The 13,226-nt window shown below is 66.7% G+C and carries 11 protein-coding genes; 7 read left to right on the top strand and 4 right to left on the bottom strand.

What is annotated here, in order from left to right; all coding sequences use genetic code 11:
- The first annotated feature begins 73 nt into the window (after positions 1 to 73).
- Together WAQ08_RS18810 and WAQ08_RS18805 are read left to right on the top strand one after the other, a co-directional pair.
- Positions 74 to 2,746, top strand: a complete 2,673-nt coding sequence (locus WAQ08_RS18810; RefSeq protein WP_422193747.1) for a C25 family cysteine peptidase — start codon at positions 74 to 76, stop codon at positions 2,744 to 2,746.
- A gap of 39 nt (positions 2,747 to 2,785) precedes the next feature.
- Complete coding sequence (locus WAQ08_RS18805; protein WP_422193745.1) at positions 2,786 to 3,334, top strand: PEP-CTERM sorting domain-containing protein; 549 nt, start codon at positions 2,786 to 2,788, stop codon at positions 3,332 to 3,334.
- Between the two features lie 45 nt (positions 3,335 to 3,379).
- Here WAQ08_RS18805 and WAQ08_RS18800 read toward each other — a convergent pair whose 3' ends face one another.
- From WAQ08_RS18800 to WAQ08_RS18790, 3 genes are read right to left on the bottom strand one after another with little or no spacing between them, the layout of a single operon-like run.
- Positions 3,380 to 4,774, bottom strand: a complete 1,395-nt coding sequence (locus WAQ08_RS18800; RefSeq protein ID WP_422193743.1) for a sensor histidine kinase — start codon at positions 4,772 to 4,774, stop codon at positions 3,380 to 3,382.
- Positions 4,771 to 5,436, bottom strand: coding sequence for a response regulator (locus tag WAQ08_RS18795; RefSeq protein ID WP_422193742.1), 666 nt, complete (start codon positions 5,434 to 5,436; stop codon positions 4,771 to 4,773). Before WAQ08_RS18795 ends, WAQ08_RS18800 begins: the two co-directional genes overlap by 4 nt.
- Positions 5,437 to 5,448: 12 nt before the next feature.
- Entirely contained in the window at positions 5,449 to 5,610 is a 162-nt protein-coding gene (locus WAQ08_RS18790; RefSeq protein ID WP_422193741.1) for a hypothetical protein, read from the bottom strand.
- 51 nt (positions 5,611 to 5,661) lie between these two features.
- Between WAQ08_RS18790 and WAQ08_RS18785 the strand changes: the two genes are divergently transcribed.
- Genes WAQ08_RS18785 through WAQ08_RS18770 form a run of 4 tightly spaced genes read left to right on the top strand, consistent with a single transcriptional unit; the run spans position 5,662 to position 10,759 of the window.
- Positions 5,662 to 6,771: a porin gene (locus tag WAQ08_RS18785; RefSeq protein WP_422193739.1), complete on the top strand. Its 1,110-nt coding sequence runs from the start codon at positions 5,662 to 5,664 to the stop codon at positions 6,769 to 6,771.
- 27 nt (positions 6,772 to 6,798) lie between these two features.
- A complete protein-coding gene (locus WAQ08_RS18780; RefSeq protein WP_422193830.1) occupies positions 6,799 to 7,887 on the top strand; it encodes an ABC transporter substrate-binding protein in 1,089 nt (362 codons plus the stop codon).
- Positions 7,884 to 9,656, top strand: a complete 1,773-nt coding sequence (locus WAQ08_RS18775) for an ABC transporter permease (protein WP_422193737.1) — start codon at positions 7,884 to 7,886, stop codon at positions 9,654 to 9,656. Before WAQ08_RS18780 ends, WAQ08_RS18775 begins: the two co-directional genes overlap by 4 nt.
- 8 nt (positions 9,657 to 9,664) lie before the next feature.
- Positions 9,665 to 10,759 carry an ABC transporter ATP-binding protein gene (locus tag WAQ08_RS18770; protein WP_422193735.1) on the top strand — a complete coding sequence of 365 codons (1,095 nt, stop codon included), beginning with the start codon at positions 9,665 to 9,667 and terminating at the stop codon, positions 10,757 to 10,759.
- 36 nt (positions 10,760 to 10,795) lie between these two features.
- On the opposite strand, the gene WAQ08_RS18765 is transcribed toward WAQ08_RS18770, so the two are convergent.
- Complete coding sequence (locus tag WAQ08_RS18765) at positions 10,796 to 12,643, bottom strand: ABCB family ABC transporter ATP-binding protein/permease (RefSeq protein WP_422193734.1); 1,848 nt, start codon at positions 12,641 to 12,643, stop codon at positions 10,796 to 10,798.
- Between the two features lie 75 nt (positions 12,644 to 12,718).
- Between WAQ08_RS18765 and WAQ08_RS18760 the strand changes: the two genes are divergently transcribed.
- Positions 12,719 to 13,132, top strand: a complete 414-nt coding sequence (locus tag WAQ08_RS18760; protein WP_422193732.1) for an acyl-CoA thioesterase — start codon at positions 12,719 to 12,721, stop codon at positions 13,130 to 13,132.
- The last annotated feature ends 94 nt before the right edge of the window (positions 13,133 to 13,226 follow it).

Here is a 13,226-nt window from a genome sequence, read left to right as displayed (position 1 = left end):
CATAACCTCCGGTCCGCGTGTGCTTCCGAACGTTCGGCGTCACGCGATCTCACCCACCCGACCGGAGGCTCACATGCAACCCATCCGTCCTCAAGGACAGCCCTTCACGCCGCGTGCCCTGCACGCCGCCTGCATCCTCTCGCTGCTTGCGCTGAGCAGCGCCCACACGGGCGCCCAGGCGCAGACCGCCCCTGCCATCAGCATCGAGACCATCTCGAGCGATGCCGGCCAGACCGTGGTGCGCATCAGCGTGCCCAAGCCCGAGCTGCAAAGCGTCGAGACCCCCCACGGCGTGTTCCAGCGCTTCGTGCAGCGCGGCGGCGCCAACACCGCCATCGCCGACAGCCGCGAAGTAGGCTTTGCCGAACTGCCCATCACCGGCTTCTCGGCCCTGCTGCCGGTCGATGGCGATGGCGCCACGCTCAACATCCAGCCGGAAGGCCGCCCCACCGAAGTCCAGGCCCGCCTCTACCCTATTCAGCCGCCCGATGCCACGCCGCTCAATGCCAAGCTGGACAACACCGAGTTCACCTACGACCCGGACCGCTACGCCAAGGGCGTGAAGGGCCCCGGCCAGAGCCTGGGCGAGTTGCCCGTGTTCCGCGGCGATTCGAACGTGCAGGGCTATCGCCTGGCGCCCTATGGCTATGCGCCCGATCGCCAGATCATCACCTACTACCCCAGCTACCTGGTCACCATCAAGCACGCGGGCCGCTGCTTCGCCTATGACCGCCTGCAGCTCAAGGGCGTGGTGGGCAGCACGCGCAAGGTGGGCTTCGACCCCATTGACCAGCGCATCGAAGCCCTGCCCCTGCCGGCCACGCAGTTCGCCGTCAACAAGGACCTGCTGACCAAGCTGCGCTGCGCCCCCCCGCTGCAGATCGACCCGGCCATCTTCGGCGCGCGCTACCTGATCGTCACGCACCCCAACTTCCTGGCCGCGGCCAACACGCTCAAGGCGCACAAGCAGGCCCTGGGCATCAGCACCCGCGTGGTCACCACGGCGCAGATCACGGGCGGGCCCGCCATCGCCAACAAGACGCAGATCCGTAACTGGATCGCCAACTACTACAACACGCACCTGGTGCGCCCGAAGTGGGTGCTGTTCGTCGGCGATTCGGAGTTCCTGCCCACCAGCTATGACCAGAACAACAGCTGGGACAACGCCCTGAACGCTGGCGACATGTGGTACGGCCAGTTCCTGCCCGGCGCCACGGCCACCACCATCCCGCCCTTCGGCATCGGCCGCTTCCCGGTGGACACGCTGGCCCAGGCCAACACCATCGTCTCCAAGGTGATGGCCTTCGAGAACAGCCCGCCCGCCAACCCGCTGTTCGGCCAGGACTACTACAGCCACCTGACCTTCGCCTCCTACTTCCAGTCGCGCCAGAACGGCGACCACACGCCCACGCGCGACAAGCGCTGGTTCGTGGAGACCTCCGAGATCGTGCGCGACCACGCCGTCTCCAAGGGCTTCAGCGTGGCCCGCCTGTACAACGCCGATGGCGATGCCAACCCGCTGTTCTACAACGGCGGCGCATCCATCCCCGCGGCCCTGAGGAAGCCCACCTTCGCGTGGGATGCCGACAGCGCCGACATCGTGGCCGCCGTCAACCAGGGCACCTCCATCCTCTACCACCGCGACCACGGCTGGTGGACGGGCTGGGGAGATCCCGCCTTCAGCACCGGCAACCTGGGCGCCATCTCGGTCACCAACAACCGCTTCCCGGTGGTGTTCAGCATCAACTGCGCCAGCGGTATCTTCGACAACGAGACCGTCAATGCCGACTACGTCACCCCCGGTGGCGGCCCGCTGATCAACAGCGCCACCACCTACTGGGCCGAAGCCTTCCTGCGCAAGGCCGACGGCGCGCTCGCCGTGATCGGCGATTCGCGCCAGAGCAGCACGGTGGACAACGACCACCTCACCCTGGGCCTGTTCGACGGTGTGTTCCCCGGCCTGATCACCACCTTCGGCACCAACAGCCCCGTGCAGCGCCTGGGCGATCTGCTGAACTACGCCAAGTCCTACATCTCGGAAGTGGCCGCCGGCTCGCAGGCCAACCGCCACCCGCTGTCCAGCAACGGCACGCGCCCCGGCGTGGGCAACCTGCGCCAGGAGCTCAACATCTACAACCTGCTGGGCGATCCGACCGTGAAGCTGCGTGTGCAGGCGCCCTGGAAGATCAGCTTCCCGTGGGTGTCGATCAAGGGCTCGCTGGCCACCATCAAGGTGACCCTGGAACCCACGTGCCGCACCTGCCCGCCGCCTGAGTGGATCAGCGCCGTGGCGCTGGACCCCAAGACCGGCCTGGAGCTGGGCCGCGGCGTGCTGGACAACGAGGGCAACGGCACCATCGACCTGGGTGACTTCAAGGGCGACGACGTGCTGGTGCGCGTGGCCTCGCCGGACGGCACGACCAGCCAGGGCGCCGCCAAGGAAGTCGACACCGACGGTGACGGCGTGCCCGACAGCCGCGACAACTGCGTGGCCGTGCCCAACAAGGATCAGCTCGACACCGATGGCGACGGCTACGGCAACGCCTGCGATGCCGACCTGAACAACGACGGCTTCACCAACGCGCTGGACACCGCCGTCTTCAAGGCTCAGTTGGGCAAGCGCGGCCTGGCCGGCGACCTCAACGGCGACGGCATCGTCAACGCGCTGGACACGGCCCGCTTCAGCAAGCTGCTGGGCAAGGCCCCGGGCCCCTCGGCCTGGCACCTGAGCAACACCGAGCGCTGATCCCTTTCCCAAGCACCATCAACCTGACAAGGCTTCACCATGACACTGCAACAACACTTCATCGCCACCGTGCTGGCCACCACCTCCCTGTGGGCCCAGGCCCAAAGCATCGAGGTTCAATCGCCGCTGGCGCCTGTGGACATCGGCGCCACCTTCACCATCGACATCCTGGGCAAGGGCTTTGCCAACAACATCTACGGCGGCGGCTACGACGTGAGCTTCGATGCCAGCATCCTGCGCCTGGACAAGGTGGTCGTGCCCGCCATCTGGGAGCTGGGCTACGTGGACGACACCCCTGGCCCCATCGACAACGTCACCGGCACCAAGCCCGGCGTGAACTTCAACACCCTGGCCGGCCGCAAGGGTGACTTCACCACCGCCACGCTGACCTTCACGGCCCTGGCCGCGGGCACCTCGCAGATCACGCTGAGCGCCTCGCCGCTGTGGCCCTTTGCCGATGACAACGGCGAGGTAGCGGTGAGCTTCAAGAACGGCACGGTGGCGGCCGTGCCGGAGCCCGCGTCGGTGGCCATGGTGCTGGCCGGACTGGGCCTGGTGGCGATGCGGCTGCGGCGCGCGCGCGGCTGATACCACCAGCCATCAGGGTGCGGCGGCTGCGCATGGCCGCCGCGCTCAGCCAGGCCCCTGTGGTGTGCTGGGCAAGTCCACGCTCACCTGCAGGCCTCGGCCTTCGGGGCCGCTGTCCAGTGCCACCGCAGCGCCGTGGGCCTGGGCGATCTCCCGCACGATGGCCAGCCCAAGGCCACTGCCCTCCGTTCGGGTACGGCCCAGGATGCGGTAGAAGCGGTGGAAAACTTTCGTGCGTTCTTCAGGCGGAATGCCGGGGCCATTGTCGCTCACCGTCAGGCGCACGTGGCCTGGCCGATCAGAGGCCGACACCGCCACCGTGACGCATCCGCCCGCTTGGGTGTAGCACAACGCGTTGTCCACCAGATTCACGATCAACTCACGCAGCAAGGCCTCATGCCCCCAGGCCTGCAACGGCCCCATGGCGGCAAGGCCGGGCTCAAAGCCCAGATCAATCTTGCGCTCGATGGCCAGCAGGGACAGGTCGGCGGAAACATCGCGCGCCAATGCCACCATGTCCACCAGGTCTCTCGACTGTGCCAGGCCGTTGATGGCCTCGGCACTGGAGAGGGACAGCAGTTGATTGGCCAGCCGTTGCATGTGGCGCACGCTGTGTCCGGCCGCCGCCAGGGCTTGCCGGCCTTCGGCGGGATCCTGCTGCCGCAGGCCATAGTCGATCTGCGTGAGCAGCACGGCCAACGGCGTTCGCAACTGGTGCGCGGCATCGGCCACGAAACGCTTGCGGGCCTGCAGCATGGCCCCGATGCGCAGCATGTGGTGGTTCACCGCATCGATCAGCGGCTGCACCTCGGACGGGATGTCGGTGATGCTCAGCGGCGTCAGGTCGTCCTCCTGCCGGTTGTGAAAGGCCTCACCCAGGCGGGTGAGTGGCCGCAACCCGCGGGTGATCGCAACCCACAGCAGCAGCAGACCCACACAGACCAGCAGGGCCTGGCTGCGCAACCCCTCCAGAAACAACTCGTGCGCCATCTCGGAGCGGCCATCGACCGTCTCGGCCACAGCCACCAGCACGTGCCCAGCCCTGGTCTGCAACGGGTCGTAGAGAGGTTTGCGCAGCACCACCAGTCGGACCGCATGGTCACGGTACACCGCATCGCTGACGCGCGAATCGCGGTTGGTGACCAGCACGTGGGGCAGGTCGTCATAACCGGTGATGACCTTTCCATCAGGCCAGAACACGCCATAAAACACGCGCTCGTTGCTCACATCGAGTGCGGCGTAAGGCAGATCGACCACCACTTCGCCGTGCGCCGAGTACGTGCGCTCGGCGATCAGGTGCGCCGACGACATCAGGCCACGGTCATACACCCGATCAAGCGACTGGCGCGCCGCCCGTTGCCCATACCAGGCATTGACCAGCAGCAAACCCACCAGGGCTGGCAGCAGCCAGCGGGCCACGCGCCGGCGCAGGCTGATCATGCAGCCTCGCTCAGCAGGTAGCCCAGGCCACGCAGGGTCGTGATCGTGGCCCCGGAGCCTTCGAGCTTCTTGCGCAGGCGCGACACGTAGCTCTCGATGGCTTCAGGACGCGCATCGGCATCCATGTCGAAGACCTTCTCAAACAGCAGCTCACGCGCCACCGGCCTGCCCAGGCGGGCCACCAAGGCCTCCAGCACGGCCAGCTCGCGCGGCGTCAACGCCAGGGGGCGACCATCGAGCGTCACCAGGCGGCTGCTGGTGTCGATCTCCAGCTGTCCCACACGCACGGTCGGCGCACGGCCGCTGCCGCGCCTAAGCAGGGCCTTCACGCGGGCCTCCAGCTCGCTGAGCTCGAAGGGCTTGGCCAGGTAATCATCGGCCCCCAGGTTCAGGCCGATCACACGCTCCTCGGTGCTGCCCCGTGCCGTGAGCACCAGCACCGGCACGCCATTGCCGCGGCCACGCAAGCGGCGCAGCACCTCCAGGCCATCGAGCCCCGGCAAGGACAGGTCCAGGATGACCAGGTCATAGGGCTGGGTCAGCAGCGCATGGTCGGCGTGATCGCCGCGGCCCATCACGTCGATGGCGTGGCCGCCCTGGCGCAGGGCGCGCGCGAGCCACTCGGACAGCTCTTCCTGGTCTTCGACAAGCAGCAGGCGCATGGCGGATCCTCGTCACGCGGTCAAAAGCGTGTGGAAAGGCCGCGATTTCAGCACGAAGCCAGCACCGCTGTCACTGTGGCTTGCCACACCGTGGATCGCCACCTCGGTGTTTTCCCTTGAAACGCCCCAGCCTGCGCCCATTGCCAGAAAGTTGACAGGCTGCTTGCCGATCATCGCCTCCCATCGGACGCCCCCTCGCCGTCCGGCTCACAAGGACAACACACGATGATCCCGTTCTCCATCTCAGGCCGCGCACGGCCTCTCGTCTGGCTGGCTTGTTCCATGGCGACCATGGCCAGTGCACCGCATGCAAAGGCCCAGAGCAGCCCGGCCAGCCAAGTGGCTGTCTACGGCATCATTGACATGGGCTTGGAATACCGCACCCACAACAACGCGAACGGAAACAGCCAGTGGCGCGTAAACTCCGGCGGCCTCAACACCTCGCGCCTGGGCTTCAAGGGCAGCGAAGACCTGGGGGGTGGCCTGAAGGCTCAGTTCAACCTGGAGAGCGAGGTCGTCGTCGATACAGGTGCCACGGGCTCGTCCTTTTTCGGCCGCCAGGCCTGGGTGGGCGTCGACCACAAGGACTGGGGCGGCGTGTCGCTGGGCCGCATGTCCACCGTGGCCTACGATTTCACGATCAGCCATGATTTCATGGGCTTCGCACCGCAGTATTCCTGGGTCACGGCCACCGCCTCGGTGCCGTCGTCGGCCTTCACCAGCCGCATCAGCAATGCCCTGCGCTACCTGGGAAAGTTTGGCGCCTTCAAGGTCGGCGCCAATGTGAGCCTGGGCGAGGTGCCCGACTCGATCAACGCCAACACCGGGCGCGGACTGTCCGTGGGCTACGACGCTGGTGCGCTGTCGGCCCAATTGAGCTACGACGAAGGCCGCACCGGCGCCACGGCCACAGCCACCGACTCCACAAAAAACCGCAGCATCATCGCCTCGGGCACCTATGCGTTGGGCGGCACCAAGCTGTTCGCCGGCGTGCGCAACACCCACCGCGACCCGGTCGGCACCATCAACGCGGGCAACCCGAAGTTCACCAGCACGCTGTACTGGCTGGGCGCCAGCACCCCGCTGAGCCCCGCCATCACCGCCTTCGGCGGCCTGTACTACGAGAACAAGCACGGCACGGGCTCCGACCCATTGATGCTGGCCGGCAAGCTGCACTACAACTTCTCCAAGCGCACCTGGCTGTATGCCACCGCCGCCATCGCGCGAGCCCCGTCCGACGACAGCACGCAGACGCTGACCGGCGTCTACCGCGACCAGACACCCGTTGCCAGCCACCAGACAGGCCTGGGCATCGGCATCCAGCACCGATTCTGATCCACCCAACGCACACCGGAGACCATGATGACGAGTTCCAACCTCAAGCGCCGCCCCCTGCTCGTGGCCCTCGCCCTGGCCGGGCTGGGCTTTGGCCAGGCCGGCGTGGCACAGACCGCTGCCGACATCAGCAAAGCCAAGGCCGAAGGCACCCTGGTGGTGTACAGCACCACGGATCAGAAGCAGGTCTCCTCGCTGATCAAGGATTTCGAATCCCTCTACCCCGGAATCAAGGTCGAGTACCACGACATGAATTCGACGGAGATCTACAACCGGTTCATCTCCGAAAGCGCGGTCGGCGCCTCGGCCGACGTGGTGTGGTCATCGGCCATGGACCACGCGATCAAGCTGGTCAACGATGGCTATGCCCAGCCGCACAAGCTGAGCGACGCCAGCAAGCTGCCTGATTGGGCGATCTGGAAGAACGAAGCCTTCGGCACCACCTTCGAGCCCATCGCCATCGTCTACAACAAGCGCCTGGTCGATCCCAGCGAGGTGCCCAAGACGCACGCCGAGTTCACCAAGCTGCTGAGCAGCAAGCAGGCCAAGTTCCAGGGCAAGGTCACCACCTACGACCCGGAAAAATCCGGCGTGGGCTTCATGCTGCACAGCCAGGACGCCATGGCCAGCAGCGCCGGTTTCTGGGATCTGGCCAAGGCCATGGGCCAGGCCGGCATGCGCGTGCAGACCTCGGTGGGCACGATGCTCGAGCGCATCGTCTCGGGCGAGAACCTGATCGGCTACAACATGATCGGCTCGTATGCCCTGGTGCGCGCGGCCAAGGACCCAAGCATCGGCGTGGCCTTCACACAGGACTACAACCTGGTGCTCAGCCGCGTGACCTTCATCGCCAAGAAGGCCGCCCACCCTGCGGCTGCACACCTGTGGGTCGAGTACGTACTGTCGCAGCGCGGCCAGACCCTGATCGCCAACCAGGCTGATCTGTTTGCCATTCGCAGCGATGTGCAGGGCGAGACCACCATCAGTGCACTCAAGGCCAGGCTGGGCAATGCCATCAAGCCCATCCCCATCTCGCCCGCACTGCTGACCTACCTGGACCAGTCCAAGCGGCTTGAGTTCCTCAAGCAGTGGAACGCCGTGAAGGCTCCGAAATGAGCACGCCCGCCCCCACCCTCACCTCCCCGGTGCCGCTGGGCGGGCCGGGCAGCGGGCAAGTCCTGCTGCCTCAGGCGCCCCTGGTCCCGCTGGCCCGCCGTGGCTGGAGCCTGCCGCGCCTGGGCGTGGCCGCGGCACTGGCCACGCTGGTGCTCACCCCGCTGCTGCTGATCCTGTACCAGAGCTTCCTCTCGGGCGCCTTCTTCCTGCCTGGTGCACACCCGACGCTGGACGCCTTCCGCTTCATCTTCGCCGACGACGACTTCTACCAGGCCGGCATCAACTCGCTGGCCATCGCCCTGGGCATGGCGGCCATCTCGCTGCCCATGGGCTCAGGCCTGGCCTTCCTGATGGTGCGCACGGACCTGCCGGGCCAGCGCTGGATGGAGCCGCTGCTGCTGGTGCCCGTGTTCGTCTCGCCCGTGGTGCTGGCCTTCGGCTATGTGGTGGCCATGGGCCCTGTGGGCTTCGTCTCGCTCTGGGCGCAGGACATCTTCGGCGTGGTGCCCTGGAACATCTACTCGCTGCTGAGCATCGCCGTGGTGGCCGGCCTGACCCACGTGCCCCACGTTTACCTGTATGCCTCGTCGGCCCTGCGCAACCTGGGCTCCGACGTTGAAGAGGCCGCCCGTGTGTGCGGCGCCAACCCGCTGCGCGTGGCCGTTCAGGTGAGCGTGCCGTTGGTGGCCCCTGCGCTGCTGTACGCCGGCGTGCTGATGTTCTTCCTGGGCTTCGAGATCTTCGGCCTGCCCCTGGTGCTGGGTGATCCTGAAGGCCACCTGGTGCTGACGACCTACCTGTACAAACTGGCCAGCAAGCTGGGCACGCCCAGCTACCAGTTGATGGCCGCCGTGGCCGTGTGCATCGTGGCCGTGACCCTGCCCCTGGTGCTGGTGCAACGCGCGTTGCTCAAGCACGCCAACCGCTACGCCAGCATCAAGGGCAAGGGCGCCCGCCAGCGCCCGCTCACGCTGGGCAAATGGAAGTACCTGGCTCTGGGCGTGGTGGCCGTGTGGCTGCTGTTCACCGTCGGCATCCCGCTGGCCGGGGTCACGCTGCGCTCCTTCGTGTCGAGCTGGGGCCAGGGCGTGAACCTGTTGGAAGTGCTCACACTGGACAACTTCCGCGCCGTGTTCGAGGACAGCACCATGGTGCGCTCCATCGGCAACTCCGTGCTCATCGGCACCCTGGGCGGGGCCCTGGCCATCGGCTGCTACACCGCCGTGGGCCTGGCCGCGCACCGCAAGCACGACGGCCTGGTGCGCGTCATCGACTACCTGGTGATGATGCCACGCGCCATCCCCGGGCTGCTGGCGGGCCTGGCGGTGTTCTGGGTGTTCCTGTTCGTGCCCTTCCTGAACCCGGCACGCAGCACGCTGATCAGCGTGTGGGTGGCCTACACCGTGGTGTGGCTGGCCTATGGCATGCGCCTGGTGCAAAGCGCCCTGCTGCAGGTCAGTCCCGAGCTGGAAGAAGCCGCGCGCCTGACCGGTGCCACGCCGCGCCGTGTCATCACGGACGTGACCCTGCCGCTGATCCGCAACGGCCTGCTGGCCTCATGGCTGCTGATCTTCATGATCTTCGAGCGCGAGTACTCCACCGGCGTGTACCTGCTGACACCGGGCACCGAGGTCATCGGCGCCACGCTGGTGTCGCTGATGGCCGCCGGCTCGGTCGAGATCGTGGCCGCGCTCTCGCTCATCAACATCGTTCTCGTGGGTGTCGGTCTGGCCGTCGCCCTGCGCTTCGGCGTCAAACTCCACAAGTGAGGCTCACCATGACCAACGTACGTGACCACCAGACCCAGCCTTGCGTGCTCGGCGTGCAGGACCTGCACCTGCGCTATGGCGACAACCCCATCCTGCAGGGCGTGTCGCTCGAACTGCACCGCGGCGAAGTGATCTCGCTGCTCGGCCCCTCGGGCAGCGGCAAGACCACCCTGCTGCGTGCCGTGGCCGGGCTGGAGCAGCCGCACAATGGCCGCATCACCATCGCGGGCCAGCCCGTGTTCGACGGCCAGGCCCGCATGGAGGTGCCCGCCGAAGGGCGCAACCTGGGCCTGGTGTTCCAGAGCTACGCGCTGTGGCCGCACAAGACCGTGTTCGACAACGTGGCCTATGGCCTGAAGCTGCGCAAAACCTCGGCCGCCGAGACAGGCGACCGCGTGAGCGATGCGCTCAAGAACCTGGGCCTGGGCCACCTGGCCAGCCGTTTCCCGCACCAGTTGTCGGGTGGCCAGCAACAGCGTGTGGCCATTGCACGCGCGCTGGTCTACAACCCGCCGGTGATCCTGCTTGATGAGCCTCTCTCAAACCTCGATGCCAAACTGCGCGAAGAGGCCCGCGCCTGGCTGCGCGAGCTCATCATCCGCCTTCAGTTGTCAGCCCTGGTCGTCACGCACGACCAGAGCGAGGCCATGGCCATGTCCGACCGCATCCTGCTACTCAACGGGGGCCGCATCGAGCAACAGGGCACGCCCACGGAGATGTACTCCAACCCCAACTCGCTGTTCTCTGCCGGCTTCATGGGCACCAACAACACGCTCAAGGGCCGCGTGGAAAAATGCGACGGACATCAGGTCGGCCTGCGCTTCGGTGAACAGCTGATCTGGGGGCGTTCCTGCGGCACAGCACCCGCGCAGACAGGTCAGGACGTGACCGGTGTAGTGCGCGTCGAGCGCATCCAGCTGGCCGACGGCCCCGGCCCCAACCGCATCCCGATGGAGCTGGTCACCTCAATGTACCTGGGCGACCGCTGGGAGTACGTGCTCGACAACGGCCACTCGCTGGTACGTGCCCATGGCCGCCAGGCACAGCCTGCGGGGCAGCGTTGGGTGGAGGTGCCGGCCGAAGACCTCTGGGTCTTTGCCTGAGGCCTGAACAGCACCAGCAGCGGCGCGCATTTGGGGTCAGCCGGGCTGGTGGTCTCCCGTCTGCTGCAACCGCCACATCTGCGCATAGCGGCCATTGGCGTGCAGCAACTGCACATGAGTACCGCGTTCGATGATGCGCCCCGCATCCATCACCAGGATCTCGTGCGCATTGACCACGGTGGACAGGCGGTGCGCGATCACCAGCACCGTCTTGCCCTGGGCCACCGCGGCCAGCTCCGCCTGGATGGCGCGCTCGTTGGCCGAGTCCAGCGCGGAGGTGGCCTCGTCGAACACCAGGATGGGCGGATCCTTCAGCAACGTGCGCGCGATGGCCACGCGCTGCTTCTCGCCGCCTGAGAGCTTGAGCCCGCGCTCACCCACCGTGGTGCCGTAGCCGCCGGGCGTGTGCACGATGAAGTCATGGATGCGGGCTGCCCGTGCCGCCTGCTCGATCTCGTCCTGCGTGGCGCCCGTGCGGCCATAGCCGATGTTGTAGGCCACCGTGTCGTTGAACAGCACCGTGTCCTGCGGCACGATGCCGATCTGGCGGCGCAGGCTGTCCTGCGTCAGGCCCTTCACATCGTGGCCATTGACGGTGATGCGGCCGTCCTGCACATCGTAGAAGCGGTAGAGCAGGCGCGCCAGCGTCGATTTGCCCGAGCCCGAGGGCCCCACCACCGCCACCGCCTGCCCGGCCGGGATCTCGAAGCTCACGTCGTGCAGGATGGGGCGCGAGGGCTCGTAGGCGAAGTCCACATGGTCGAAGCGCACAGAGGGCGGCCCCTTCACCAACAGCGGCCGCGCATCGGGCGCATCACCCACCTCCTGCTCACGCTCCATCAAGGTGAACATCTTGTCCAGGTCCGTCAACGCCTGCTTGATCTCTCGGTAGATCACGCCCAGGAAGTTCAGCGGGATGTAGAGCTGGATCATGAAGGCATTGACCATCACCAGGTCGCCCACCGTCATTCGGCCGTCGACCACGCCCTGGGTGGCGCGCCACAGCATGGCGATCAGGCCCACGGCGATGATGCTCTGCTGGCCGATGTTCAGCAACGACAGGCTCTGCTGGCTCTTCACGGCCACGCGGCGCAGCTTTTCCAGACTCTCGTCGTAGCGATGCGTCTCGAAGCCCTCGTTGTTGAAGTACTTCACCGTCTCGTAGTTCAGCAGCGAGTCGATGGCGCGTGTGTGCGCCTTGGAATCGAGCTCGTTTTGCTCCTTGCGGAAACGCGTGCGCCAGCTGGTCACCGTCACCGTGAACACGATGTACACGCTCAGGGCCGCCAGCGTGATCCACACGAAGCCCATGTCGAACTTGGCGCCCAGCACGCTCAGCACCAGCACCACCTCGATCAGCGTGGGGATGATGCTGTAGAGCGAGTACGAGATCAGCGAGTGCACGCCGCGGGTGCCACGCTCGATGTCGCGCGTCATGCCGCCCGTCTGGCGCTCCAGGTGAAAGCGCAGGCTCAAGGCATGCAGGTGCGAGAACACCTGCAGCGCGATGGAGCGCGCCGCCCCTTCGGTGGCCTTGGCGAACACCAGTTCGCGCAGTTCGGTGAAGAGCGAGGTGGACAGCCGCAGCAGCCCGTAGGCCAGCAGCAGGCCCACCGGCACGGCCAGCAGCGCCTGGGGCGAGCCGGCCTCCGGCGCCAGGCGATCGACCATGGTCTTGAGCAACACCGGCACGCCCACATTGGCCAGCTTGGCGCCCACCATGAAGGCCAGCGCCAGCAGCACGCGCCCCCGGTAGGCCCACAGGTAGGGCCACAGGCGGGCCAGGGTATGGCGGTCCGAGCGTGCAGTTTGTGGCGAAAGAGGCGTTCCGGGCGATGAGGCGGCAGGGGACTCTGCCGGGGGGGACTGTGCAAAACGACGCATGCGTTCACAATAGCGTGTCACGGAAGACCTCGCATTGTCGGCCGTGAGATGCCTTACGTTCGCCTGCTGTTCCCTATGTCCACGCCCCCCACCCTGCTGACCCCGCCCGAACTCCACCCCGACATGGAGCTCGTCTCCCGGGTAATGCCCCTGCCCAAGGATGCCAACGGCAACGGCGACATCTTCGGCGGCTGGATCATGGCCCAGGTCGACCTGTCTGGTTCGGCCCTGCCGGTGCGCATCTCGCGCGGCCGCGTGGCCACCATCGCCGTCAACGAGTTCGTGTTCCGCTCGGCCGTGTCGGTGGGCGATCTGCTGTCGATCTACGCGCGCATCGTGCGCGTGGGCAATACCTCGATGACGGTGCATGTGGAGGTCTGGGCCGAGCGCAACCCGCTCGACCCGCACCTGGTCAAGGTCACCGAGGCCAACATCACCTACGTGGCCATCGACGACCACGGCAAGCCCCGCCAGGTCCCGCGCGACTGATCCCCCTGGCCCCTCATCCGTGTGTCCACGCACCGGCCTGGCCGTGCGTTAAAAGGCAACCAGGCCCCGGGAGCCCCCCCGCCATGGGCCTATC

The organism is Aquabacterium sp., from assembly GCF_049274795.1.
Taxonomy (GTDB): domain Bacteria; phylum Pseudomonadota; class Gammaproteobacteria; order Burkholderiales; family Burkholderiaceae_C; genus Aquabacterium.
This window is presented reverse-complemented; position numbering and strand designations above follow the sequence as displayed.

What these genes read in the sequence shown, in the direction of transcription:
- WAQ08_RS18810 (WP_422193747.1), top strand. Translation starts at nt 74, where the DNA reads ATGCAACCCATCCGTCCTCAAGGACAGCCCTTCACGCCGCGTGCCCTG.
- WAQ08_RS18805 (WP_422193745.1), top strand. Translation starts at nt 2,786, where the DNA reads ATGACACTGCAACAACACTTCATCGCCACCGTGCTGGCCACCACCTCC.
- WAQ08_RS18800 (WP_422193743.1), bottom strand. Translation starts at nt 4,774, where the DNA reads ATGATCAGCCTGCGCCGGCGCGTGGCCCGCTGGCTGCTGCCAGCCCTG.
- WAQ08_RS18795 (WP_422193742.1), bottom strand. Translation starts at nt 5,436, where the DNA reads ATGCGCCTGCTGCTTGTCGAAGACCAGGAAGAGCTGTCCGAGTGGCTC.
- WAQ08_RS18790 (WP_422193741.1), bottom strand. Translation starts at nt 5,610, where the DNA reads ATGATCGGCAAGCAGCCTGTCAACTTTCTGGCAATGGGCGCAGGCTGG.
- WAQ08_RS18785 (WP_422193739.1), top strand. Translation starts at nt 5,662, where the DNA reads ATGATCCCGTTCTCCATCTCAGGCCGCGCACGGCCTCTCGTCTGGCTG.
- WAQ08_RS18780 (WP_422193830.1), top strand. Translation starts at nt 6,799, where the DNA reads ATGACGAGTTCCAACCTCAAGCGCCGCCCCCTGCTCGTGGCCCTCGCC.
- WAQ08_RS18775 (WP_422193737.1), top strand. Translation starts at nt 7,884, where the DNA reads ATGAGCACGCCCGCCCCCACCCTCACCTCCCCGGTGCCGCTGGGCGGG.
- WAQ08_RS18770 (WP_422193735.1), top strand. Translation starts at nt 9,665, where the DNA reads ATGACCAACGTACGTGACCACCAGACCCAGCCTTGCGTGCTCGGCGTG.
- WAQ08_RS18765 (WP_422193734.1), bottom strand. Translation starts at nt 12,643, where the DNA reads ATGCGTCGTTTTGCACAGTCCCCCCCGGCAGAGTCCCCTGCCGCCTCA.
- WAQ08_RS18760 (WP_422193732.1), top strand. Translation starts at nt 12,719, where the DNA reads ATGTCCACGCCCCCCACCCTGCTGACCCCGCCCGAACTCCACCCCGAC.